At 44.4% G+C, this 20,241-nt stretch carries 25 protein-coding genes and 1 pseudogene; 19 read left to right on the plus strand and 7 right to left on the minus strand.

Annotation, left to right across the window (positions count from 1 at the left end; all coding sequences use genetic code 11):
* The first annotated feature begins 66 nt into the window (after positions 1–66).
* The 4 genes from CHX35_RS10840 to CHX35_RS10855 all read left to right on the plus strand — a co-directional run bounded on the left by CHX35_RS10840 (position 67) and on the right by CHX35_RS10855 (position 3,449).
* Positions 67–606: a hypothetical protein gene (locus tag CHX35_RS10840; RefSeq protein WP_091837383.1), complete on the plus strand. Its 540-nt coding sequence runs from the start codon at positions 67–69 to the stop codon at positions 604–606.
* Positions 607–1,013: 407 nt separating this feature from the next.
* Positions 1,014–1,418: a hypothetical protein gene (locus CHX35_RS10845; RefSeq protein WP_091837385.1), complete on the plus strand. Its 405-nt coding sequence runs from the start codon at positions 1,014–1,016 to the stop codon at positions 1,416–1,418.
* A 128-nt stretch (positions 1,419–1,546) separates the two neighbouring features.
* Positions 1,547–2,548, plus strand: a complete 1,002-nt coding sequence (locus tag CHX35_RS10850; RefSeq protein WP_091837387.1) for an NADPH:quinone oxidoreductase family protein — start codon at positions 1,547–1,549, stop codon at positions 2,546–2,548.
* Positions 2,549–2,687: 139 nt separating this feature from the next.
* Positions 2,688–3,449, plus strand: a complete 762-nt coding sequence (locus tag CHX35_RS10855) for an FxLYD domain-containing protein (RefSeq protein WP_091837388.1) — start codon at positions 2,688–2,690, stop codon at positions 3,447–3,449.
* A gap of 47 nt (positions 3,450–3,496) precedes the next feature.
* On the opposite strand, the gene rraA is transcribed toward CHX35_RS10855, so the two are convergent.
* Complete coding sequence (gene rraA, locus CHX35_RS10860; RefSeq protein ID WP_091837390.1) at positions 3,497–3,973, minus strand: ribonuclease E activity regulator RraA; 477 nt, start codon at positions 3,971–3,973, stop codon at positions 3,497–3,499.
* A gap of 161 nt (positions 3,974–4,134) precedes the next feature.
* On the opposite strand from rraA, the gene CHX35_RS10865 reads away from it, so the two are divergent.
* The 3 genes from CHX35_RS10865 (at position 4,135) to CHX35_RS10875 (ending at position 6,246) form a co-directional block, all read left to right on the plus strand.
* Positions 4,135–4,839 (plus strand): uracil-DNA glycosylase, encoded by a 705-nt coding sequence (locus CHX35_RS10865; RefSeq protein WP_091837392.1) that lies wholly within the window; start codon positions 4,135–4,137, stop codon positions 4,837–4,839.
* Between the two features lie 76 nt (positions 4,840–4,915).
* Positions 4,916–5,482 carry a DUF420 domain-containing protein gene (locus CHX35_RS10870; protein ID WP_091837393.1) on the plus strand — a complete coding sequence of 189 codons (567 nt, stop codon included), beginning with the start codon at positions 4,916–4,918 and terminating at the stop codon, positions 5,480–5,482.
* A 167-nt stretch (positions 5,483–5,649) separates the two neighbouring features.
* The gene (locus tag CHX35_RS10875) at positions 5,650–6,246 is read left to right on the plus strand and encodes a class I SAM-dependent methyltransferase (protein WP_091837395.1); all 597 of its coding nucleotides are present in this window, start codon (positions 5,650–5,652) and stop codon (positions 6,244–6,246) included.
* Between the two features lie 51 nt (positions 6,247–6,297).
* Here CHX35_RS10875 and CHX35_RS17575 read toward each other — a convergent pair whose 3' ends face one another.
* The gene (locus CHX35_RS17575) at positions 6,298–6,474 is read right to left on the minus strand and encodes a hypothetical protein (protein ID WP_176392032.1); all 177 of its coding nucleotides are present in this window, start codon (positions 6,472–6,474) and stop codon (positions 6,298–6,300) included.
* Between the two features lie 236 nt (positions 6,475–6,710).
* On the opposite strand from CHX35_RS17575, the gene CHX35_RS10880 reads away from it, so the two are divergent.
* Positions 6,711–7,583: a gamma-glutamylcyclotransferase family protein gene (locus CHX35_RS10880; protein WP_091837397.1), complete on the plus strand. Its 873-nt coding sequence runs from the start codon at positions 6,711–6,713 to the stop codon at positions 7,581–7,583.
* A 34-nt stretch (positions 7,584–7,617) separates the two neighbouring features.
* On the opposite strand, the gene CHX35_RS10885 is transcribed toward CHX35_RS10880, so the two are convergent.
* Both CHX35_RS10885 and manA read right to left on the minus strand, forming a co-directional pair.
* Positions 7,618–8,337, minus strand: coding sequence for a hypothetical protein (locus tag CHX35_RS10885; protein ID WP_091837399.1), 720 nt, complete (start codon positions 8,335–8,337; stop codon positions 7,618–7,620).
* A 175-nt stretch (positions 8,338–8,512) separates the two neighbouring features.
* Positions 8,513–9,457 (minus strand): mannose-6-phosphate isomerase, class I, encoded by a 945-nt coding sequence (manA, locus tag CHX35_RS10890; RefSeq protein WP_091837400.1) that lies wholly within the window; start codon positions 9,455–9,457, stop codon positions 8,513–8,515.
* A gap of 163 nt (positions 9,458–9,620) precedes the next feature.
* Between manA and tpx the strand changes: the two genes are divergently transcribed.
* Complete coding sequence (gene tpx, locus CHX35_RS10895) at positions 9,621–10,139, plus strand: thiol peroxidase (RefSeq protein ID WP_091837402.1); 519 nt, start codon at positions 9,621–9,623, stop codon at positions 10,137–10,139.
* 155 nt (positions 10,140–10,294) lie between these two features.
* Positions 10,295–10,864: an RNA 2',3'-cyclic phosphodiesterase gene (gene thpR / locus CHX35_RS10900; protein ID WP_091837404.1), complete on the plus strand. Its 570-nt coding sequence runs from the start codon at positions 10,295–10,297 to the stop codon at positions 10,862–10,864.
* Between the two features lie 92 nt (positions 10,865–10,956).
* Here the strand turns inward: thpR and CHX35_RS18185 are convergent, their stop codons facing one another.
* The 3 genes and pseudogenes from CHX35_RS18185 to CHX35_RS17580 all read right to left on the minus strand — a co-directional run bounded on the left by CHX35_RS18185 (position 10,957) and on the right by CHX35_RS17580 (position 13,206).
* Complete coding sequence (locus CHX35_RS18185) at positions 10,957–11,256, minus strand: pre-peptidase C-terminal domain-containing protein (RefSeq protein ID WP_483869405.1); 300 nt, start codon at positions 11,254–11,256, stop codon at positions 10,957–10,959.
* A gap of 42 nt (positions 11,257–11,298) precedes the next feature.
* Positions 11,299–12,474, minus strand: a pseudogene (locus tag CHX35_RS10905) (S8 family peptidase); the annotation flags it as partial.
* A gap of 570 nt (positions 12,475–13,044) precedes the next feature.
* Positions 13,045–13,206: a hypothetical protein gene (locus CHX35_RS17580; protein ID WP_176392033.1), complete on the minus strand. Its 162-nt coding sequence runs from the start codon at positions 13,204–13,206 to the stop codon at positions 13,045–13,047.
* A 33-nt stretch (positions 13,207–13,239) separates the two neighbouring features.
* On the opposite strand from CHX35_RS17580, the gene queD reads away from it, so the two are divergent.
* The 9 genes from queD to CHX35_RS10955 all read left to right on the plus strand — a co-directional run.
* Positions 13,240–13,716 carry a 6-carboxytetrahydropterin synthase QueD gene (gene queD / locus CHX35_RS10910; RefSeq protein WP_091837406.1) on the plus strand — a complete coding sequence of 159 codons (477 nt, stop codon included), beginning with the start codon at positions 13,240–13,242 and terminating at the stop codon, positions 13,714–13,716.
* A complete protein-coding gene (locus CHX35_RS10915; protein ID WP_091837408.1) occupies positions 13,709–14,437 on the plus strand; it encodes a 7-carboxy-7-deazaguanine synthase QueE in 729 nt (242 codons plus the stop codon). Before queD ends, CHX35_RS10915 begins: the two co-directional genes overlap by 8 nt.
* 2 nt (positions 14,438–14,439) lie before the next feature.
* A complete protein-coding gene (gene queC, locus CHX35_RS10920) occupies positions 14,440–15,117 on the plus strand; it encodes a 7-cyano-7-deazaguanine synthase QueC (RefSeq protein WP_091837409.1) in 678 nt (225 codons plus the stop codon).
* 162 nt (positions 15,118–15,279) lie between these two features.
* Positions 15,280–16,656, plus strand: coding sequence for an aminodeoxychorismate synthase component I (pabB, locus tag CHX35_RS10925; protein ID WP_176392034.1), 1,377 nt, complete (start codon positions 15,280–15,282; stop codon positions 16,654–16,656).
* An 8-nt stretch (positions 16,657–16,664) separates the two neighbouring features.
* Positions 16,665–17,534, plus strand: coding sequence for an aminotransferase class IV (locus CHX35_RS10930; protein ID WP_091837412.1), 870 nt, complete (start codon positions 16,665–16,667; stop codon positions 17,532–17,534).
* A gap of 186 nt (positions 17,535–17,720) precedes the next feature.
* On the plus strand, positions 17,721–18,305 hold the full coding sequence (locus CHX35_RS10935; protein ID WP_091837414.1) for a DeoR family transcriptional regulator: 585 nt from the start codon (positions 17,721–17,723) through the stop codon (positions 18,303–18,305).
* A gap of 179 nt (positions 18,306–18,484) precedes the next feature.
* Positions 18,485–18,802 carry a FixH family protein gene (locus CHX35_RS10940; RefSeq protein ID WP_217895881.1) on the plus strand — a complete coding sequence of 106 codons (318 nt, stop codon included), beginning with the start codon at positions 18,485–18,487 and terminating at the stop codon, positions 18,800–18,802.
* Positions 18,803–18,863: 61 nt separating this feature from the next.
* Complete coding sequence (locus CHX35_RS10945; protein WP_176392036.1) at positions 18,864–19,484, plus strand: SCO family protein; 621 nt, start codon at positions 18,864–18,866, stop codon at positions 19,482–19,484.
* A 663-nt stretch (positions 19,485–20,147) separates the two neighbouring features.
* Positions 20,148–20,241 (plus strand): helix-turn-helix domain-containing protein (locus tag CHX35_RS10955; protein ID WP_140413599.1); only part of this gene is annotated, 94 nt, incomplete at its 3' end.

Consider the following 20,241-nt stretch of genomic DNA (forward strand, 5'->3'; position numbering starts at 1 on the left):
TGCCGTTTCTCTTTCTTTGGCGACTCATATTGTAATAGAAACGAGAAGTCAGAGAGGGTGAAATGATTGACTCGAATTAAGGATTCTGGATCCCCATTTAAAGGGGTTCGATGTGGGGATGTTATCGGGGTGAACTATATCGATAGTGAAAGTGGAACCTTTACCGATTTCAATGGCATTGTCGTCCGAGTTAATCCGGACAGTGTACAAATCAAACACTTGGGTCCAAGTGGAACGATGGATGAAGTAACGGTGACGACTTCTGAGCTATTGAGTCTCTCTATCATAAGAGTCGCCTGTCGTTGTAACGATGTTACAAGGTCATGTCCAATCGAGTTAAGATGCGGGGATAAAATTGGTACGACACATCCAAATTCACAAGGGCAGATTGTTTCGCTAAATGGCGTCGTGGTCCGTGTTGATCGTGATCAAATCCATTTAAAACATGTGGATATTGAGGGGCTTATTTCTGTGACAGCGATCCCCTTTACCATCATCATAAAGATAGCCAGACTGAAAGTAGACTGTAAGAAACCGAATGAAGGGTCGCCTATCCCCCATGAACAAAAAAGATTTCGACAGCGACGTAAACAAAGGCTTGGGTAGTAAATACAAGGTGCTCTCGGTGGTGTGAAGATCATCATGTTTTTAATTTGTCTTACCGTTTGCCCATGTAATCAGTGGGCGTTTTTCTTTTTATATTGGTTAATTTTTTTGTTGTAGTAGATTTTATGATATTTTTTATAATACAATAGTTAGGGAGTGGTAGGAGATTGCGAGTATTCGAGGGGGAATCCTACAATATCCACGGATTATAGCGCCTAGGCTGTTTGGGTAGGTGGGCAGGGGTTCATGGTGATTAACTCGAACATTAAAGCAGAGTCTAAAAATCATGGGATTATTATGATGGAGAAGATCGTAGGCATTTCAGAAATTTATTGAACACAAAGGTGTGGAATAAAAGAAGACGTTTGTAGGGGCCGCAGCTTTGATAGAAAGGAACGGTCATCACGGTGTTCAGTGAGAAAACATTGTTGACAGATGAGCGGATTGCGCCGGTGGATGCCGACACTTTCGACGACCGGGGCCCGCATTGGCAGGAAAGTGCAGGAGATTATCGTACCCGCTCTCAAGTGTTGGATAAGGGCTGGTATACCGTGACATGGTCTTTAATTGCTCGAGTAGATCGTGATGAAACACCGGTATTTCGAGCACAGCTTTTTGGAGAAGATGGACAGGTCGTAATGGGGTTGCCTTTAGACGAAGAGGATAGTGAAACGGTTGGTCATCATACCATGACGGTTAATCTACCTGGGGATGGATCGTACCATTTTCAAATTCACGCGGAACACGTTACGTGGAAGTTAGCCCTTTTACGGATCCCTACTGGGAATGAGCATCATCAACGCTCCTGGTAGAACCATTGGGATCGTATGATCATTCACTACTGATGGTTTGTTAGGGAACTCCCTGTAGAGGGGGGTTTTTTTGTGTCATGGTACAATGGGGAGGGTCAATCGAAATTTGACGCAAGGAGGGCTTCATGATGGTTGAATCGTTTCGAAGTTTCGTTGTCGATAAGAGTGAAGGTTCATTTACCTCCGGAATTAAACAACTTAAGATGAATCAACTCCCAGAAGGGGATGTCTTGGTAAAAGTCGCTTGGTCAGGTGTGAACTATAAGGATGGATTGGCAAGTATTCCGAATGGCCGTATTATTGAATCCTATCCGATGATTCCTGGAATTGATCTAGCTGGCAGGGTCATTCATTCGAATGATCCACAATTTAAAGCAGGAGATGAAGTAATTGTTGCCAGTGCAGACCTTGGCGTTTCTTACTTTGGTGGGTTTAGTGAATATGCAAAAGTGCCAGCCGAATGGTTAATCCCGCTGCCAGAAGGACTTACGCTACGAGAGGCGATGATCCTTGGTACGGCAGGTTTTACTGCTGCGATGTCCGTGCAACGATTGGAGGATAACGGATTAGCCCCTTCGTCAGGAAAAGTTCTCGTCACAGGTGCTACGGGGGGAGTGGGAAGTACCGCAGTGGCAATGTTAGCCAAACGTGGATATGAGGTTGTTGCCGGAACGGGGAAAGCCACCGAACAGGATTATTTGAAACAATTGGGGGCAGTGGAAATTGTGGCGCGCGAGGAGCTGCTCCAGTCCAATAAACGCCCCCTTGCAAAAGCAAAATGGGCAGGTGCAGTGGATCCAGTAGGTGGGGAAATTCTTTCTTATCTTTTATCCACTGTCTCCTTTGGCGGTTCCATTGCTCTAAGTGGTTTAACTGCTGGTGCAAATTTTTCAACGACCGTGTTTCCCTTTATCCTACGTGGGGTGAATCTTTTGGGTATTGATACGGCACATATTAGTAATGAATATCGCCGAGAAGTATGGAAGCGTTTAGCTACCGATTTAAAACCAGAATCTCTTCTGGAGGAGATCGGGAGCGCTGAAGTTACGTTAGATGAATTGCCACAAGCTCTGGAGACGATATTAAAAGGTGGCGTGCGCGGTCGTATCCTAGTGAATTTGGGTGGATGAGGGAGTAAAGGGAATCAGAGGTAGGGTGATTTTGGTGATGGGCCTCCTTTGGGAATTGGTAAGGAGGCTTTTTTTTGATAAGGTGGTTGAGTAGAAAAAGAGGATGCGTGATCGTTTGTGAGGAGAGGAGCGTGGTAGCGTGAATACATGGATACGACATGGCATGATCTTGATCTCTGGAATGATATTTTTGGCGGGGTGTCAATCGGATGAAGAAGGAACGGCACAAAAACGCGCCAAAGTGCTACAAGCAGAAAAGGTAGCAAAGCAGGAGAGAAAAGAAAACCTTCGAGTAGAAACGAAAGAAGAAACGGGTCAAGCTTGGAAGGATAAACATGGGAAAGTGAAAGCGGTTGGGGCAGCTGCAATTTTAAATACAGGAAAAAAAGCAGTCAAATTTGATTCGGTTCAGCTTCAATTTTTAAATAAGGATGGGAAGGTCATCGCTAAAAAAGAGGTGCTGACAATCGTCCCCCAGATCGTAAAACCAGGGGAGACGGCCTATGTCGGTAGCGTTCATGATTTAACATCCATTAAGGATCCTAAAGAGTTGCATCGCGTTATTGTAAAGCCCCATGCCATTCCTGCCCTTAAACCGATCCCTCACATTCAGTTGACTGATATCGTGGGACAGAAGGATGATCACGGGAAAGTGAGTATCAAGGGAACGGTGAAGAATCAAAGCAAAGCCGAGATGAAAGATATCCTCCTTTCTGCAACGCTACGAGATAGAAAAGGGCATCTCCTGGCGGTCGTCAACGATTATCTTGACGTGAAAATTCCTGGAGGGAAGAGTGCAGCTTTTACAGCATCAGACCAAACGTTACCAAAAGATATACTGAAACAAGTCGATGAAAAAAACTCTGAAGTAGGCGCCTATCCACTGATAGTCAATGATTAACATGTCTGTGGAGGCAGTAACAAAAAAAGAGCCGATTTCGGCTCTTTTTACAGTTGCAAAGGCTTTTGAGAAACGACGATCCCATCTTCATCGACGTAGGCATAGTGACCAGGAGTCCATGTGACCCCTGCAAAAGAAACGGGGATATTGCGCTCCCCAGTTCCTTCTTTTCCACTTTTCTTAGGCATGGGAGCAAGGGCGAGAACGCCCATGTCCATCGTTGCGATATCAGCCGTATCCCTTACACAACCATGGACGATCAGTCCTGCAAGCTTACGTGAAACGGCAATACCCGCAAGGCGATCCCCAATGAGCGCACAGGCCTTCGACCCTTCTCCATCGATTACGAGCAAACTCCCTTCAGGGATGGTTTCAAGTGCGTCGACGACTAATACGTTATCTTCCTTTACTTTTACCGTGGCAATGGGGCCAGAGAATTGTTTCTTTTTTCCGAAATTAGTAAAAAGGGGCTCGGCAATTTGTAGTTGATCGACATATTGATCACATAAATCGGTGGTCTTGATAGTAGATCGCTCCTTTACTTGCGTTTGTGCCCATCATACGGGAAAGAGAGGGAGGGGACAAGGGTTAGATAGAAGTAGACCCTCTTTTAAAAAATGAAGCGGCCAGAAATTCTGTATTCATGGTAAATTAAAAGAATCCTATTTTTCTTTGGAGGGTCATCATGACATTTTCCTTACCGAATGACTGGAATGAGGTTCTTGCCTCAGAACTAAATCACCTGTATATGCAAAATCTACAGCAGTTTTTACAAGATGAGCGAGAAGAACATACGATTTACCCACCAGAGGAAGATTTGTTTTCTGCGTTTCAGTATACTGCCTATGAAGATGTGAAGGTGTTAATCTTGGGCCAGGATCCTTACCATGGTGAAGGACAAGCCCATGGGCTTTCATTTTCGGTTCGGCCCGGTGTAAGGCTTCCTCCTTCTTTACGTAATATGATGAAAGAGTTGGAGCATGATTTGGGTTATCCGCTCGTGAAAAATGGGTCCTTAATTCCATGGGCCCGGCAAGGTGTATTATTGTTAAATGCTGTGTTGACGGTTCGTGCAGGAAAGGCGAATTCCCATAAGAACAAAGGGTGGGAGAAATTTACGGATGCCATCATTCGCAAGGTAAGTGAGAAGGACAGCCGGGTGGTGTTTGTATTATGGGGAAACTATGCGCAAAAGAAGAAACAGTGGATCGATACGGAACGTCACATGGTGATTGAGTCCGTGCATCCTTCGCCCTTATCCGCACGAGGTGGATTCTTTGATAGCCGCCCTTATTCTGCCATTAATCATGCACTCCGAGAAGATGGACAAAAGGAAATTGATTGGCGATTGGAATCCCATGAAGGGTCGGTATTTGCCACGGAATCGTGATACTCCGTGGTTTGACCTTTGTCATCGGGTGCTATACTGAGGGAGAAGAATCATTTTCTCAGGTAGGTGAATCGAAATGGCTGACAAATCCAATGAGAAGACCAATGAACAATATGGGCCACCCAAGGATGGAAACTACACACCCTGGGTCGTTATCCTATCCATTGCCATTAATACGATTGTAGCCGTGCTATTTTTTATGCCAAAGGCAAACGGGTTCGATCATTTTGATCTAACGATTTTACCCATGCTCAACGCGATTTTTAATAGTTTTACAACGGTATTTTTGGTGGCGGCATTAATTTTTATTTTGAAAAAAAATGTAACCATGCACAAGCGATTTATCTATGCGGCATTTACAACCACCACACTTTTCCTCGTCACCTATCTTACCTATCATTCTCTCGCACCGAGTACTTCATATGGGGGCGATGGACCGATTAAGTACGTCTACTACTTCTTTCTACTGACGCACATCGTACTTGCTGTGGTGATTGTTCCTTTGGCACTGATTACTTTTTTTCGTGGAATCAACTTCAAAGTGGAGAAGCATCGGAAAATTGCCCGTTGGACCATGCCATTATGGCTCTATGTGAGTATCACGGGTGTGATCGTTTACTTAATGATTTCTCCGTATTATTAAAGGTAGGGCATCGCAAAAAAACCTAGCAAATGCTAGGTTTTTTTGTTGAAGGAAGAAAGGTAAGACTGGATTCTGTTTACTGAATTAAAAGAAAATAATGAGGCAGGTATGGTACCCCTCTTTGGAAAATACATAGAAAGGAGCAGACGTTAAGGAGGGCGATTCGTGTGAAGGAGCAATTTGATGCGTTGTATACGAGCGGTGAATTTCAAAACATGTGGGATTATGCTTACCCCTCAGCAGAACTCGTCTCATTTATTGCTACAGCGAAGATTCCTGCAGGTGCACAGATGTTGGATGTCGGTTGTGGTGCGGGAAATGAAGCGATCTTTTTGGCAACCCAGTCGTATCACGTAATTGGCGTTGATTTTAGCGAAGAGGCGTTGAAGATTGCAAAGGAAAGGGCCCACGCGGTGGGAGTTCACGTTGATTTACGGCAAGGTGATGTGCTCGACCTTCCTATTGAAACGGGAAGTATCGATTTTATTAATGATCGTGGTTGCTTCCATGTAATTTCAGAGGAACAACGTGAGCAGTTTGTTCAAGAGATGACTCGGGTATTGCGTCCAGGAGGAAAAGTCCTATTACGTGGCTGTCGTGAACACAGACCGGATGGGGATTGGTTTACATTAGTTACACCTGAAGCCATTGATCGTCATTTTGGGAAGCAGTTTACCTATGGTCCTGTACTTCCTTTCTTTATCGTGAGCGATGCCAATAATGAGGCATTAAAAGCCAACCTAGTCGTATTAGAGAAAAAATAAAAAATACACCACGTGCATCCAAAAACAAAAAGCCCGTTTAAGGGCTTTTTGCTAATGGACTCGTTTGACAATATCTTTTCCTTTATGAGTGGCCCTAGAAGAAGATAGTTGTAACTTGTGGCGAATTCGTTCAATCCCTTTCTCAATGAAGATTGCACCCATGTAGGATAAGAATATGCCAACAACAAAGAACAAACCAATCATGATTTGAGGTTGCCATTCCTCCATATAATTTGGACCCTCTTTCTTTTCTTTCTCTCTGTTTCATATGTATACGACAGAGGAATCTTACAACCCTCTTTTTTATCAAATTAAGGAAAAAAGAGGGGGTGGCAAGGGGAGATTACATCTGTTTTTTGTAGGCGTCCAAAAATTATTTTGACGATACAGCGTGAAGTGGGAGCTGAAAATCAGGTGGCTTGTTAACTAACGAGTACCTACAATCATATAAGGAGGGGAAATTGATGGTGGATGAATCCATTCTATTGTTTGTTTATGGGACGTTACTTCGTGGAGAAGCAGCCAATCATTATTTAAAGGATGCTGAGCCGATCGCCATGCAAGCATGGGTGGAAGGGGCCCTTTATGATATGAAAGGAAAGTATCCAGCTTTACTCCCCGACCCATCAAAAAAAGCGTACGGTGAGGTATATCGGGTGTCGAAAAGTCAGTTAGCACGAGTGGATCAATGGGAGGATTATCAACCTGAGCGAGAGAACAATTTGTTTGTGCGTAGATCGGTGCGTGTAGGAACTGACCAAGGTGCATGGGAGGCAGAGACTTATTTTTATGGTGGGCCGAGAGAGGTATGGATGAGCGAAATACCGAGTGGAGATTGGCGAACGCGCCTTTTGCAAGGCGACCAATTTTACTATTTTGCCTATGGATCGTGTATGGATAATGAACGATTTATTGCTCAAGGGGTTGGTGAAGAATTTAGTCGCGTGAAAGGGGGGGCTGTACTTAAGGGGTATGCCATGCGTTATACGCTTTCTTATGCGGATGGTGGGCGTGCGGATATTGTAGAAGATCCACAGGATACCGTTGAGGGAAAAGTGTATCAGATTACTCACAAAGGGCTTGAATATTTGCTTTGGCGTGAAGGTGTTCACCAACAAACCTATCGCCCCGTTTGGATTCCGATTGAATTACAAGGGAAGTTGTACGCTCATGCACTCAGTTTTACTGTCGTAAACAAGCAAAGGGAGGTAGCTCCTCCTGATCATTATGCGCGTGAAATTTTACGAGGAGCAAAGGGAACGGTTACAGAGGCGTATTATCAACGTTTATGTAGCGATCTAACACATAAATTCAAAATGGAAATCCCTACGTTCTAGTTGAATGGAAAAATAAAAACACCTTGTAGGGTGTTCATTGATAAAATAATTGCTTTAGGAAGGAAACTTCACTGGGTGTAATGCTACTTTGCTGTAAAAAACTCATCTCAACAGGGCTAAGAGGAGTGGATGAGAAAATAGGAATATGATGAGTAGAGGCTAAGTGATTCACCTGTTGTAAATGGGTGAGACTCATTCCTCCAGCCTGCCAAATTTCTAAATCTGTCATATCTGCAAAATGAAGAATATATTGGCCGGTAAACAGCTCATCCTCGGCATCGAAGGTATGGCTGACTGAGATGGACTCAACATCATTCCAGTTGTGAGATATTTCATGCCCTACATTATTGATCGGGGATTGAACAATGTGATCGGGCCCGATCATCAAGTAAGAATCAAAGGTGAAAAGTAGAAGCGGTAGTGAAACGATGACGAGTATGCGAAACAACCGTATGGATTGCTGAATCTGTCGGGAACCATTTTGGAGGGCACGGATACAAAAAAACATGAGCGCCAAAATGAGAAGTAGGGAAATCATGCTAAAGGTTGTATCGGAATAAGAGTGAAAATAGATCGCATCCTTTTCACTAAATATCCAGTTTTGTGCGAGAGAGAACCCGTTGATGGCCAATAAGGTAGGGATGACGAGTACGACTAGATTGAGCATGGCAAACCCACTACCTCGCAATGCTTTCTGTAGTAAGGGTTGTGATCCTCTCCAAGAGACCTGTGTGGTTTGTTGAAGTGTAGCCATATATGATCTCCTTTAGGTGGAATCCTTCAGCTATCAAAATCATACTTAAGAACTAGTGAAAAAGCCACTACAAAAGGATTACAAATGAATAATTTTTTGGTGTCAAAACAAAAGGAGCGTCATTCTACCAAGAGTGACACTCCTTATTTCATTTAAAAACTGGGGTTGAACAAACCTAGGGATGGGAAACAATCCATTCGGCTTTCCCAGTAAGGAAAAAGGTCCCTAAGTCATGGGGGAGGATTAAGTGATCTCCCTTTTTAAATGAGAAGACCCCTGAAGAGGTTTCGATTTCTCCATATCCAGCGATTACACTCGCTAAAAGGAAGGGCTGTTCCTGATGGAGAGTCATCCTGCCGTCGAGATTCCATCCTTGAACGGTAAAGTATGGAGATGAAACAAAGGTTCTCCGCTCCCCGCCGTCTACCCTTTGTAATTGTGGCTTGAGCGGATTGTTACGATGGGGAACGGTGGTGACATCCAGGGCTTTCTCGATATGAAGCTCCCTCTTATTTCCGGTTGCGTCTACACGATCATAATCGTAAACACGATAGGTTGTATCGGAACTTTGTTGCGTTTCAAGTACGAGCGTGCCTGAACCCAATGCATGGAGGGTTCCGCTGGGGACATAGAAAAAATCGCCAGGTTGGATGGGAACACGCTGGAGTAGAGATTCCCACTCCCCATTTAGCATGTTGTGCCGGAGTTCTTCACGGCTAGTGGCGTGATGACCCAGAATTAATTCTGCACCGGGTGCGCAATCGATGATATACCAACACTCGGTTTTTCCCCGTTCGCCATCTTCATACTGATTCGCATAGTCATCATTTGGATGCACTTGAACAGAAAGATCCGTATTCGCGTCCAATATTTTGGTCAGCAGTGGGAAAGTCTCTCCTGGAAAATGACCAAATAGCTCAGGATGTTGTACCCATAATTGATCCAAGGATGTTCCTTCATGGGGACCGTTTCGAACGATACTCGATCCATTTGGATGGGCGGAGATGGCCCAACATTCTCCGGTATGATCCGAGGGAATATCATATCCAAACCGTTTAAGTGCAGTTCCGCCCCAAATGCGGTCTTTGAAGACGGGCTTTAAAAACAGCGGTTGAGTCATGGTGGTGTTCTCCTTGCTACGGTATGATAATCGGTTGTTGGTTCTCTATGAGGGTAACACATTCAAAAGTTGTTGAAAAAGATTGTGGTATCCATCGTGTCCGGAACATCTAAAAAATATGTTAGAATACGAGTGTAATTACATAAAGGAGGGGAAAGATCCCATGGTAGCTGAGCGTCAAGGTGCAATTACCTTTAAAGGAAACCCCGTCACATTGTTAGGCTCGGAGTTAAAAGTGGGAGATAAAGCTCCTGAATTTACCGTACTTGCCAATGATTTAAGTCCAGTAACCCTTGCGGATACTGCCAAATCAGTACGCATCATCAGTGTCGTTCCTTCATTGGATACAGGGGTCTGTGACGCCCAGACACGTCGTTTTAATGAAGAAGCCGCCGCTCTTGGCGATAATGCCAAGGTATTGACCCTATCGGTGGACCTTCCCTTCGCTCAAAAGCGCTGGTGTGGAGCAGCAGGAATTGATCGAGTGCAAACCTTATCCGATCATCGCGATTTATCTTTTGGTATAGCCTTTGGAGTGGCGATTAAAGAATTGCGTCTTTTGGCTCGTGCAGTGTTTGTCGTTGATGCTGAGGATAAGATCGTACATGCTGAAATTGTTCCTGAAGCAACGGATCATCCCAATTATGAAGCAGCAGTTGAAGCTGCGAAGAAAGCACTATGATTGACCATAGGAAATCCCCTCCCAGTATTAATTAGGGAGGGGATTTCCTATTCGGGCGATGGCTAGGGTCAATTAACGATCTTGGGACATCTTATAATAAAAGGCCACCGTTTTTATCATGTAGGATGGCCAGATCGTAAAGGTGGGTGCAAGTGATGAGTTCCAATCCCTTGTATCGATTATTTATTGCCATTCCTCTCCCTGACCATCAGCGTGTTACCTTGTCACATTGGAGTGCATCGATGCAAAAACAGCTCCCTTTTCAGCGGTGGGTACACCCATCAGACTATCACATTACTTTGCAATTTTTAGGAGCGTGTACCTTTAAACAAGCTCGTAAAGTAAAACGAGAATTGAAGCAAATCGTAGCGAAGGAAGATCCCTTTCAGCTTCAAGTTCGGGATTTTGGATTCTTTGGAGTCCCGACTCATCCTCGAATTTTATGGGCAGGGCTTGGTGGTGATCTGCACCGGTTGCAATCGCTTTATCATACAGTCGCTGAAAAAGTTGAGCCTTTAGGTTTTACCAAAGAGAAGCGCCGCTACCAGCCACATATTACCTTGGCTAAAAAGTATGGACGTAATGACTTTCCTCATGATCGTCTGGCTGAATTTCCTCCATTACATGGAGAACTATCCTGGACGGTAGATGAGATGATTTTATATCAAACCCACTTATATCGGTCGCCGATGTATTCGCCAATGGCCCAATTTGGTTTAGGGTAAAGGGTTCCGATTCTTTTTACTCAATAGAAAAAGAGCCGTCACCTCGGAAAAGGAGACGGCTCTTTTTTAACGATGTTGAAAGTGAAGACTTCTTATTTGTAGCTGGCTTTTAGAGAGTAATTCTTTGAACTGCTGTAAGCACCATCGTAACCGACGACGATTGCATAGTAGGTGCCAGAATATCCATAGTAAGAAATCGATTCTGAACTGGTTCCACCATTCCAAGATTTAGTGAGTTGTTGACCATTTGAGTTGTACAAGTACAAATCATAGTCATCAGGAAGGTTAGTGAGGTTCAGGTTGATATAGCCACTGGATTTGCTAGTGAATTTGTAGTAATCGATATCAGAGGAGCTGTTGATTTTGCTGTTATAGGTTGAACCCGAGCTGATTCCATAAGCTTGAGAGAAGCTATTGTTTGGTTCGTAAGCGTCTTGGCTATCATCAACGCTTGATTCGCCTTTAAGGGCTTTATAGGCGTTTACGCGACCGTGGGCAAACTTGGATCCGGTGCCGGAAACCGTATCGGAGGTATTTTCAATAGCCGCACGGATTTGTGTGTTAGATAGACCCTGGGATGCAAGGAGACCTGCTAGACCAGCAACATGAGGGGAAGCCATGGAGGTTCCACTTAATGATTCATATTTACTACCAATATAGGTGGACATAATGTCTACACCAGGTGCAGCCACATCTACCCAGCTACCGTAATTAGAGAAATAAGCGAGTTTATCATTGGAGTCCGTTGCTGCTACTGCGATGCTTTTAGAGTAGTAGGCAGGATAAGAAGGTGAGGAAGTGGACTCATTCCCTGCAGCACAAACAATGACAACGCCTTTGTTCCATGCATAGTTGACCGCATCTTCAATCGCTTGGGATTCGTCTGCTCCACCAAGACTCATGTTAATTACTTTTGCGCCATGATCCGCTGCATAAGTAATTCCATCGGCTACAGCATCGTTTGTACCTGAACCCTCAGCATCCAATACGCGTACACCCATGATTTTTACGTTAGGTGCAACCCCTGCAACACCCACACCATTGTTTGTATTGGCTGCGATGGTCCCTGCAACATGAGTACCATGACCATTTTCATCATTGGCATTGCTGTCATTGTCCACAAAGTCATATCCTTGAACAACTTTACCAGAAAGGTCAGGATGGTTGGCTTGTACACCGGTATCCACGACAGCGACCGTAACATTACTACTTCCCTTAGTGATATCCCAGGCTTGCGGCAAGGACATCTTCTGAGGACCGTATTGGTCACTTGCGTACATCGGATCATTTGGGGTCCATGTAGCGTGGTACGTGACGCGAGGTTCGGCATACTCGACATTGGACATGTTCCGATATTCTTTTAGTGCCTGCTTTACACTTTTTCCTTTTACTTTGACAACAGAGAAGCCCACTTTTTTATTCTCAGAGACTAATTGAGAACCCACTTTGTTGATGAGGGACTTCTTTTTTGCCTGCGAAGGATTATTTTTGAATTTTACGATAATGCTATCGGAACTGATTGCATGGGAGCCTTTAGAGGCAGCCTCTGCGTGAAGAGAGGTCAAAGGTACCGATAAAGCAAGTCCCATCGCCGCCAGTGCAAAGGTCATTTTTTTGAAAGAATTCAATACGTCACGCTCCTTATTTCTAATATTCTGATGATTAAATCACACGAAACGATGATCTCAGGAATGTATTTCCTCCTGACATCTTTTTTGAAAAAACTGATTTTTCAATGTAATATATTTGGTAAAGTCCTTCTTCCCCCCTTGCTTGTTGTCGTAGTTTGATTTAATAACAACCCTATCGACTTAAAGCAAACTACGATTCTGGTTGCTTAACAGATGGTTTCTTCTATGCATACCTCAATGGTTGTTTTACCGATCTGTTAATTTTTAACTAATCCTATTTGCATAGTGGGATTAGTTTTTATATATGAATAATAAGCCTAATCTGATTTTTTGTAAATATGCTTGATGAAATTTATCTTAATTAATTAACAAATAATGTAACAAGGCTCGTAAAAAGGAATGCTATTGGTTTTAGATAAAATATTTGTCTATGATATATGTTGTTTTTGGCATAAACTGGCGTTCTTAGATCTGATAAATTTGAAAATTAAAAATTAAATCTCCCATCAATTTATGAAAATGCGTGACCTTTGGGGTGGATTTGGCAGATTACTGAACGTTAGTCATGGGCATTTGCCGTAACGTGACTCCCATGATAGATTTAAAGGAAGAGAAGAGTGTCGTAAACCCACCACTCTTTAAAAACAAAACTAGGGGACCGATCGGAATAGTTGCGTTCTTTCTTAGATTAGAAGGAAGGCTTGTTTTCATCATGGTTCCCCCTTTTTGAAAGGGGTATTTGTCGTGGAATTTAAGATACCAGATCAGGTAGAACGCCTCGGAGTCGATATTAAACCTTCGGAGTTGCGATACCATCGAAAGCGTGTGGCTGTGACGAAATCCTTCACATTTGACGCGGCGCATCATCTTCACGCCTATGAAGGGAAGTGTAAGAATCTTCATGGTCACACGTATCAACTCGCTGTCACAATCAGTGGGTTGACGGATGATGTCGGGATTGCTGTCGATTTTGGAGATATCAAAACGATGTATCAAGAAGAAATCGATGCCCGTTTGGATCATCGCTATTTAAATGAAGTCCTGCCGAATATGAATACTTCCGCAGAAAATATGATCGTATGGATTTGGGAGCAATTTGATGCACGATTAGAGCAGGATGGTTTGAAAAAGAAAGGTCATCGTCTTGAAGAGATTGTATTACATGAAACGCCAACAAGTTGGGCGACGTTGAAGCGAGAATGGATGGAAGAAGATGAGTAATGGCTGGGATTTGTCGAACCCTGATCACTATGAAAAGTGGAAGCTACCAATGGTTGAAGTCTTTGAAACCGTAGAGGGAGAAGGCAGTGGCGCAGGATTTCCTACAATTTTTGTCCGGGTATTTCACTGTAATTTGCGATGTACTTGGTGCGACACTCCCTATAGCTACGCCCCTGCGAAACCAGAGTATGAGGCGACAGTGAAGGAGATCGCAGCTTTTGCCCATCGATTTGCAAGTCGACGCATTTGTTTTACAGGTGGAGAGCCCTTAATGCATCGAGAGAAGTCTGCGGCATTACTTAAAGCCTTAGCACTTCCTCAGAAGATAGACGATGTACACATTGAAACCAACGGTGCAATCGACTTAATCCCTTTTCATGATCTGCGTCAGCAGGAGCCATGGGGGGAGAAGGTTCGGTTTGTCATGGATTATAAATTACCGGCATCGGGTGAGGCCGATAAGATGATTCATCGCAATTTTAATTGCTTGAAGGAACGGGACGAAGTAAAGTTTGTTATTGGAAATCAAACGGATTTTCTTAAGGCTGTCGATGTGATTAAGAGCTATCATAAACAAGGGCAGGTGCTATTTAGCCCTGTATTTGAAAAGCTTTCTCCTCGAAAGTTGGTGGAGTGGGTGTTGGCACACTCCCTTTCCAATGTTCGGGTCAGTTTACAACTTCATAAATTTATTTGGGACCCAGCAGAAAGGGGCGTATAAGCATGGCGAAAAAAGCCGTGATTGTTTTATCGGGAGGATTGGACAGCACCACATGCATGGGGCTAGCGAAGGAGCAGGGGTATGATCTCTATCCAGTGACCTTTTGTTATGGTCAACGTCATGATCGAGAAGTAGAGCAGGCAAAGGAAGTTGCTCGCTTCTATGAAGTAGGAGAACATCGAATTGTGGATATCAGCTTTTTAAGCCAAATAGGCGGAAGTGCTTTAACCGAAGAAGGGATTCAAGTTCCTACGGATCCTGAGGAAGGGATTCCCTCCACATATGTACCTGCTCGGAATTTAATTTTCCTCTCCCTTGCAGCAGCGTATGCTGAAGTGATTGGCGCTGAGGCGGTTTATACTGGGGTATCTGCGGTGGATTATAGTGGGTATCCAGATTGTCGCCCGGAATTTATTGCTCATTTGGAAGAGACCATTCGTCTAGCGACAAAAACGGGGGCGGAGGGTGGGAAAATTCAGTTAAAAACACCGTTGATCCACTTGAGTAAAGCGGATACCATCCGCGAAGGGCTTCGCTTGAACGTACCGTATCAGTTGACGACCTCTTGTTACCAAGGAGCAGAGCTGGCGTGTGGAGAGTGTGACAGTTGTCGGTTGCGTTTGAAGGGTTTTGCAGATGCAGGGGCGACTGACCTAATTGAGTATAAAGCTGTCAATTAAGTAGAGGAATTGGAGTCCTTGAGTAAAAGAGGCATATTGGCTAACGATTTTTCTAAGAAACCCAGGTGTCGTATTGGCACCTGGGTTTCTTAGATGATCAGAGTTTTGGCGTCTGATCATCTTGAGCTACAATAGAAGCAAATCGATCAAGAGGATATAGAGGTGGCGCCAGTGCGGATTGCTTGGAGGCGATTGAATGTACAGAAGGATGCAGTGGACTTATACTATCATTTCGTTGGGGCATCCCAAGTGGGGGTTTATTTAGATAGTTGTGGAAAAGGACGCTATGATATCGTCGCTTGGAACCCGTTGATCAGTCGTTCACTTAATCATGGAGGTGGGTGGAGTCCATTTGCAGCTTTGGACGATTTGGTTGCGATGGTTCCCTTGCTTGATCAACTACCTGACGATGCTCCACCCTTTCTATCAGGCGTGATTGGGTATTTTTCCTATGAAGCGGCATGGGATGAAGAGTGGATTGGGGAGCCGAAAGACAGAAAAGACTCACTCCCTGATGTTTCCTTGATGATCCCTGGAAAAGTGATTGTGCTCGATCAATTAAAAAAAGAGAGTTGGATGGTCGTTTCTACCTTAAAAGAGGATCCAGAACCTGAGGTAGAAAGGCTTGTGGAAAAGGTGAAGGCGTTACAAGCGGCTGAGCCTATCCATATGGGCAATGTGATCGAGCCAATGGTCGCAAAAACAGATAGGGAAACCTACCACAAGCAGCTGGAGCAAATACATGCATATATATCCCGGGGGGATATCTATCAGGCGAACTTGTCCTATGAAGTAGAAGGGAAAGTACAAGGGGACTCCTTTTCATTATATCGGTTGTTACGAGAGACCAATGCCGGGAGGTATGCCGCTTATATGAAATTCCCTGGATATACAATTCTTTCTTCTTCGCCCGAGCAATTTATTCGTCAAGAAAAAAATTTAATTGAGACACGTCCCATTAAAGGAACACGGCCGCGTGGGAAGACACAAGAAAAGGATCGCGATTATAAAGAGGAATTAGCTACAAGTGAAAAAGATCAAGCGGAGTTAGTCATGATTGTGGATTTGGAGCGGAATGATTTAGGGCGGGTGTGTGAGATAGGGTCTGTAAACGTTCCGGAGTTATTCGCAATTAATCCCCATCCTACCGTATGGCATCAATCCGCTCGGATAACGGGTCGATTGACTGAAGGAGTGAGCATAGGAGAAGTTTTACGAATGACTTTCCCTGGAGGGTCGATTACGGGGGCGCCGAAGATTCGGTCGATGCAGGTTATTCACGAACTGGAAGGGGAACGACGTGGTATCTATACGGGTTCGATCGGCTATGTAGATCCCCGTGGATTTTCGGAATGGAATATTGCAATCCGAACAATGGTCTGGGTCGGAGAAGAGATTGGACGCCTCTCTTATCGTGTAGGGGGAGGAATTGTAGCCGATTCAGATCCTGGCCTTGAATATGAGGAGACCCTCGCGAAGGGAAAGGGAATGTTACAAGCGATTGATAAGTGGACAACGACTCCAGCAACCAGGAGGTGACCCCAATCTTGAGGTCCTATTTTGTGATGAATGGAGAGCTGGTTCCCCATGAACAAGGGAGGTTATCTGTCCTTGATCGTGGGGGATCTTATGGGGATGGGTTGTTTGAAACCCTACGTGTAGAAGAAGGTGTGCCCCTTTTTGTCGATGATCACTTCGCTCGCCTCGAAGAAGGAGCGAATGTACTCCGCTTTTCAAAGGTACCGAGTCGGAGTGAGTTGATGAAGGGAATGAAGCGAATTATTCAAGCCAATCAAGTGAATCAAGGGTATCTTCGTCTGACATTGACCCGGGGACAAGGTGGATTTGGTCAATTACTTTCTCACCTGTCGAAACCGACTTGGTGGGTGATGGCGCAAGAACACGTGTTAGATCAAAAGCGATACCGAGAGGGGATTTCTGCTACCTTCGTTTCCATTCAAAAAAACCCTCGATCCCCTCTCTCCGGTGTCAAATCACTCAATTATTTAGAAAGTATTTTAGCGCGGGAGGAGGCGTTGGAAAAGGGGAGGGAAGAAGGGCTCATGCTAACCACGGAAGGGAAACTGTGTGAAGGAGCTTCAGCGAATCTTTTTTTGGTCCGAGGAGAAAGGCTGATTACCCCTTCTCTGAACCAAGGTCCCTTGCCAGGGACGGTCCGGAAATGGGTGTTGAGACAGGCCCAGGAATTAGGAATGGTTGTGGAGGAACGTGAAGTGGAACCTGAGGAATGTTATCAGGTGGATGAATCGTTTTTTACCAATTCGACATGGGGACCCTTTCCTTGTGTTCGTATCGGGGAACATACTTTTGCTGATGGTCAGCCGGGTATTGTGACCCGTCGGATGATGGATGCGTGGATTAAAGCCGTCAAACAGGAAGTGCGATCGAATTTCTAATCTGTGGGGGGTGGCGTTCCCGTAAATCATCAATGAGAGAAACAAGGGGAATTTCTGCTGTACATAAGAAGAAATCCAAGCCGCCTTTTTATCGACGTTTCATTTGATAAGCAAATGAAAGAGAAGTAGACTGAGAGAGGATGTTAAAAGATGTGATAACTTTACAGAGGGAAGGAGGCGTGTAGTTTGTTACCCCATGAACGCCAAGAACAGATCCGAGCACGTATTCAGGAATTGGGTCACGTGAAGATCTCTCAATTGAGCGCGGAGTTAGGTGTTTCAGAGATGACCATTTATCGGGATATTCAACCGCTATTACAAGAGGGCTGGGCATACAAAGTATACGGTGGTGTGGCGCTAGCGAAGCAAGAAGAAGGACCTTCATTGGAAGTTGAAGGGAAGTGTATGCTATGTGGACGGTCTGTGGATTCGAGATTGGCCTTTCGACTGATTTTACCGGATCGCGTGGAGACCACTTGTTGTAGCCATTGTGGATTGCTTCGCTATCATCAATTAAACCGTAGCGACGTTCAAGTGATTAGCCAGGATTTTTTTAGTAATACCACCATCAATGCGCAAGCGGCTTGGTATGTATTGAATGGCATCGTTGATGTCGGTTGTTGTCGTCCTCAACTTCTCTGCTTTGAACAAGAGAAAATAGCGAATGGATTTGTCAAAGGATTAGGCGGGGAAGTGCTTTCTTTTACGGATGCGATCCATCGTGTAACCCAGGCCATGGATGGAGAGCATGGGTGTGGATGCACTTCTTAGGAATAAATCGGACAGGTTCACCATACATCATAAACAGAAAGGACAAGATGCTGATGGTACGGAGTGAGTGGAGACGATGGGGAGTCCTATGTCTAATCGTCACGGGTATCGTTTTCTTAGCCGCCTGTGGTTCAGCACAAGATACTGAGCACCAGGAACATTCGGGAGACCATAAGTCAATGGAGCAACAAACAGAAAATGTGAAAGTGGATCTGATGACCAATCCAACAACGATTCAAGTAGAGAAAACTGTCGAAATTCACGCCATGATCTCCCAAAAGGGTAAGCCGGTAAATGATGCTGATAAGGTTCGCTTTGAGATATGGCCAAAGGGTGATGATGACAAAAAGGAATCCCTAAAGACGAAACGGATGGGTGATGGCATGTATGTCGCTGAAAAAACCTTCAAACAAACAGGGGAATATGAAGTGATGTACCATGTCACTGCCCGTGGCGGTCATGTGATGGACAGCCAGACCATTACCGTTCGTCCATAACCCTTCCTCCGTCCGGAAAGGGGACAGGGATGGTATGCATGGGGACAGAAAAGGCTTTTCGATGAAACCGACCACATTGTTAATATTGGCGGCTCTTATTGTAGGGGTGGGATGGTGGAACCTCGGGGAAGAAAAAAACCATGCGCTACCCTCGGCATCCGATAAGATAGGAGCCAATAGTTTACCAGTGCCTGAGTTTTCCTATCACGATCAAAACGGGAAAGCTTTTGGGCGAAAAGATGTGCTCGGTAAGGTTTGGATTGCGGATATGATTTTTACACGTTGTCCAGATGTATGCTCCCCGATGACAGCGAATATGTCTCGTTTGCAAAAAAAGTTGTCTGAGTCAGGATTAGACGATGTACAATTGGTGAGTTTTAGTGTGGACCCCTTATACGATACTTCTCCTGTGTTAAAACGGTATGGAAAGAATCTTCATGCTGATTTTGACAATTGGAGCTTCCTTACTCATGATAGTGAGAATCAAATGGAACGGTTTTTGCAAACAGCCTTTGGCGCAACCATTGTCCGTAAGGACCCTAAGGAGACAGAGGGACAGCTTGTGATTAACCATTCAGCTCTTTTTTATCTGATGGATAAAGAAGGGAAAGTCATGGCAACGTATAACGCAATGCAACCAGATGTTGAACGCATTATCAATGATGTTCGTTCGTTGCAATAGAAGGAAGAGACAGCCCTCCATCGAGGGCTTTTTTATTGATATCTGGATATGGGACTGGTTTACAGAAGGCAATATTTTGGATATAATCGTCATACAATATCAAAGATAGTCGGGCGGCTACCTGACTGTCATTGCATATAACGCTGGCTTCGGCCGGTCGCATATGGGAAGTGAAACGCCCCCACCTAAGTGCTAGGCCGCTAACCTTTACGCTTAGACCGGGGGTGTTTGCTGTTTTTCAGGTTAGAAAGGAGTCGATCTCATGTATGGTTCAACCGACAAATCCATGATACAAAGACTAACTATTCTTACTTTACAATGCCTGTTCTTGATGGTTGTTGTATGGTTATTATTTTACCAGGGAAATCAAGCTTTAGGGCTTCCCTCAGGGAATCACCATCGCAACATGCTCTTATTTGCGTGCTGTCTGTTTGTGTTCATTCGCATGAATGTTATGATTTTCTATCTATTGAAGAGAGGTATTACGTGGATGGAAGCGATTAATGTGCCTTTTGTATTTGCGATTTATCTTAATTGCGCCGAGAATACTCCCAACTTCTACAAGTGGGGGATGAATCGGCGCGTTAGACGAGGGAGGGACATTTTCCCCTCTCGTAAGTCTAACCATCCCCGTATATAATTAAGTACAAGGGAGGTGAACTCATGCACAAAGCGTTTCAATTTCGTTTGTATCCAACAAAGGAACAAGCCATTCTCATTAACAAATCCATTGGATGTACTCGGTTTGTATTTAACC

Origin of the sequence: Marininema halotolerans, assembly GCF_900116235.1 — a bacterium.
GTDB classification, from domain to species: Bacteria; Bacillota; Bacilli; order Thermoactinomycetales; family DSM-45169; genus Marininema; species Marininema halotolerans.

What these genes read in the sequence shown, in the direction of transcription:
- CHX35_RS10850 (WP_091837387.1), top strand. Translation starts at nt 1,547, where the DNA reads ATGGTTGAATCGTTTCGAAGTTTCGTTGTCGATAAGAGTGAAGGTTCA.
- CHX35_RS10865 (WP_091837392.1), top strand. Translation starts at nt 4,135, where the DNA reads ATGACATTTTCCTTACCGAATGACTGGAATGAGGTTCTTGCCTCAGAA.
- CHX35_RS10870 (WP_091837393.1), top strand. Translation starts at nt 4,916, where the DNA reads ATGGCTGACAAATCCAATGAGAAGACCAATGAACAATATGGGCCACCC.
- CHX35_RS17575 (WP_176392032.1), bottom strand. Translation starts at nt 6,474, where the DNA reads ATGGAGGAATGGCAACCTCAAATCATGATTGGTTTGTTCTTTGTTGTT.
- CHX35_RS10880 (WP_091837397.1), top strand. Translation starts at nt 6,711, where the DNA reads ATGGTGGATGAATCCATTCTATTGTTTGTTTATGGGACGTTACTTCGT.
- CHX35_RS10885 (WP_091837399.1), bottom strand. Translation starts at nt 8,337, where the DNA reads ATGGCTACACTTCAACAAACCACACAGGTCTCTTGGAGAGGATCACAA.
- manA (WP_091837400.1), bottom strand. Translation starts at nt 9,457, where the DNA reads ATGACTCAACCGCTGTTTTTAAAGCCCGTCTTCAAAGACCGCATTTGG.
- tpx (WP_091837402.1), top strand. Translation starts at nt 9,621, where the DNA reads ATGGTAGCTGAGCGTCAAGGTGCAATTACCTTTAAAGGAAACCCCGTC.
- thpR (WP_091837404.1), top strand. Translation starts at nt 10,295, where the DNA reads ATGAGTTCCAATCCCTTGTATCGATTATTTATTGCCATTCCTCTCCCT.
- CHX35_RS17580 (WP_176392033.1), bottom strand. Translation starts at nt 13,206, where the DNA reads ATGAAAACAAGCCTTCCTTCTAATCTAAGAAAGAACGCAACTATTCCG.
- CHX35_RS10915 (WP_091837408.1), top strand. Translation starts at nt 13,709, where the DNA reads ATGAGTAATGGCTGGGATTTGTCGAACCCTGATCACTATGAAAAGTGG.
- queC (WP_091837409.1), top strand. Translation starts at nt 14,440, where the DNA reads ATGGCGAAAAAAGCCGTGATTGTTTTATCGGGAGGATTGGACAGCACC.
- CHX35_RS10940 (WP_217895881.1), top strand. Translation starts at nt 18,485, where the DNA reads ATGGAGCAACAAACAGAAAATGTGAAAGTGGATCTGATGACCAATCCA.
- CHX35_RS10945 (WP_176392036.1), top strand. Translation starts at nt 18,864, where the DNA reads ATGAAACCGACCACATTGTTAATATTGGCGGCTCTTATTGTAGGGGTG.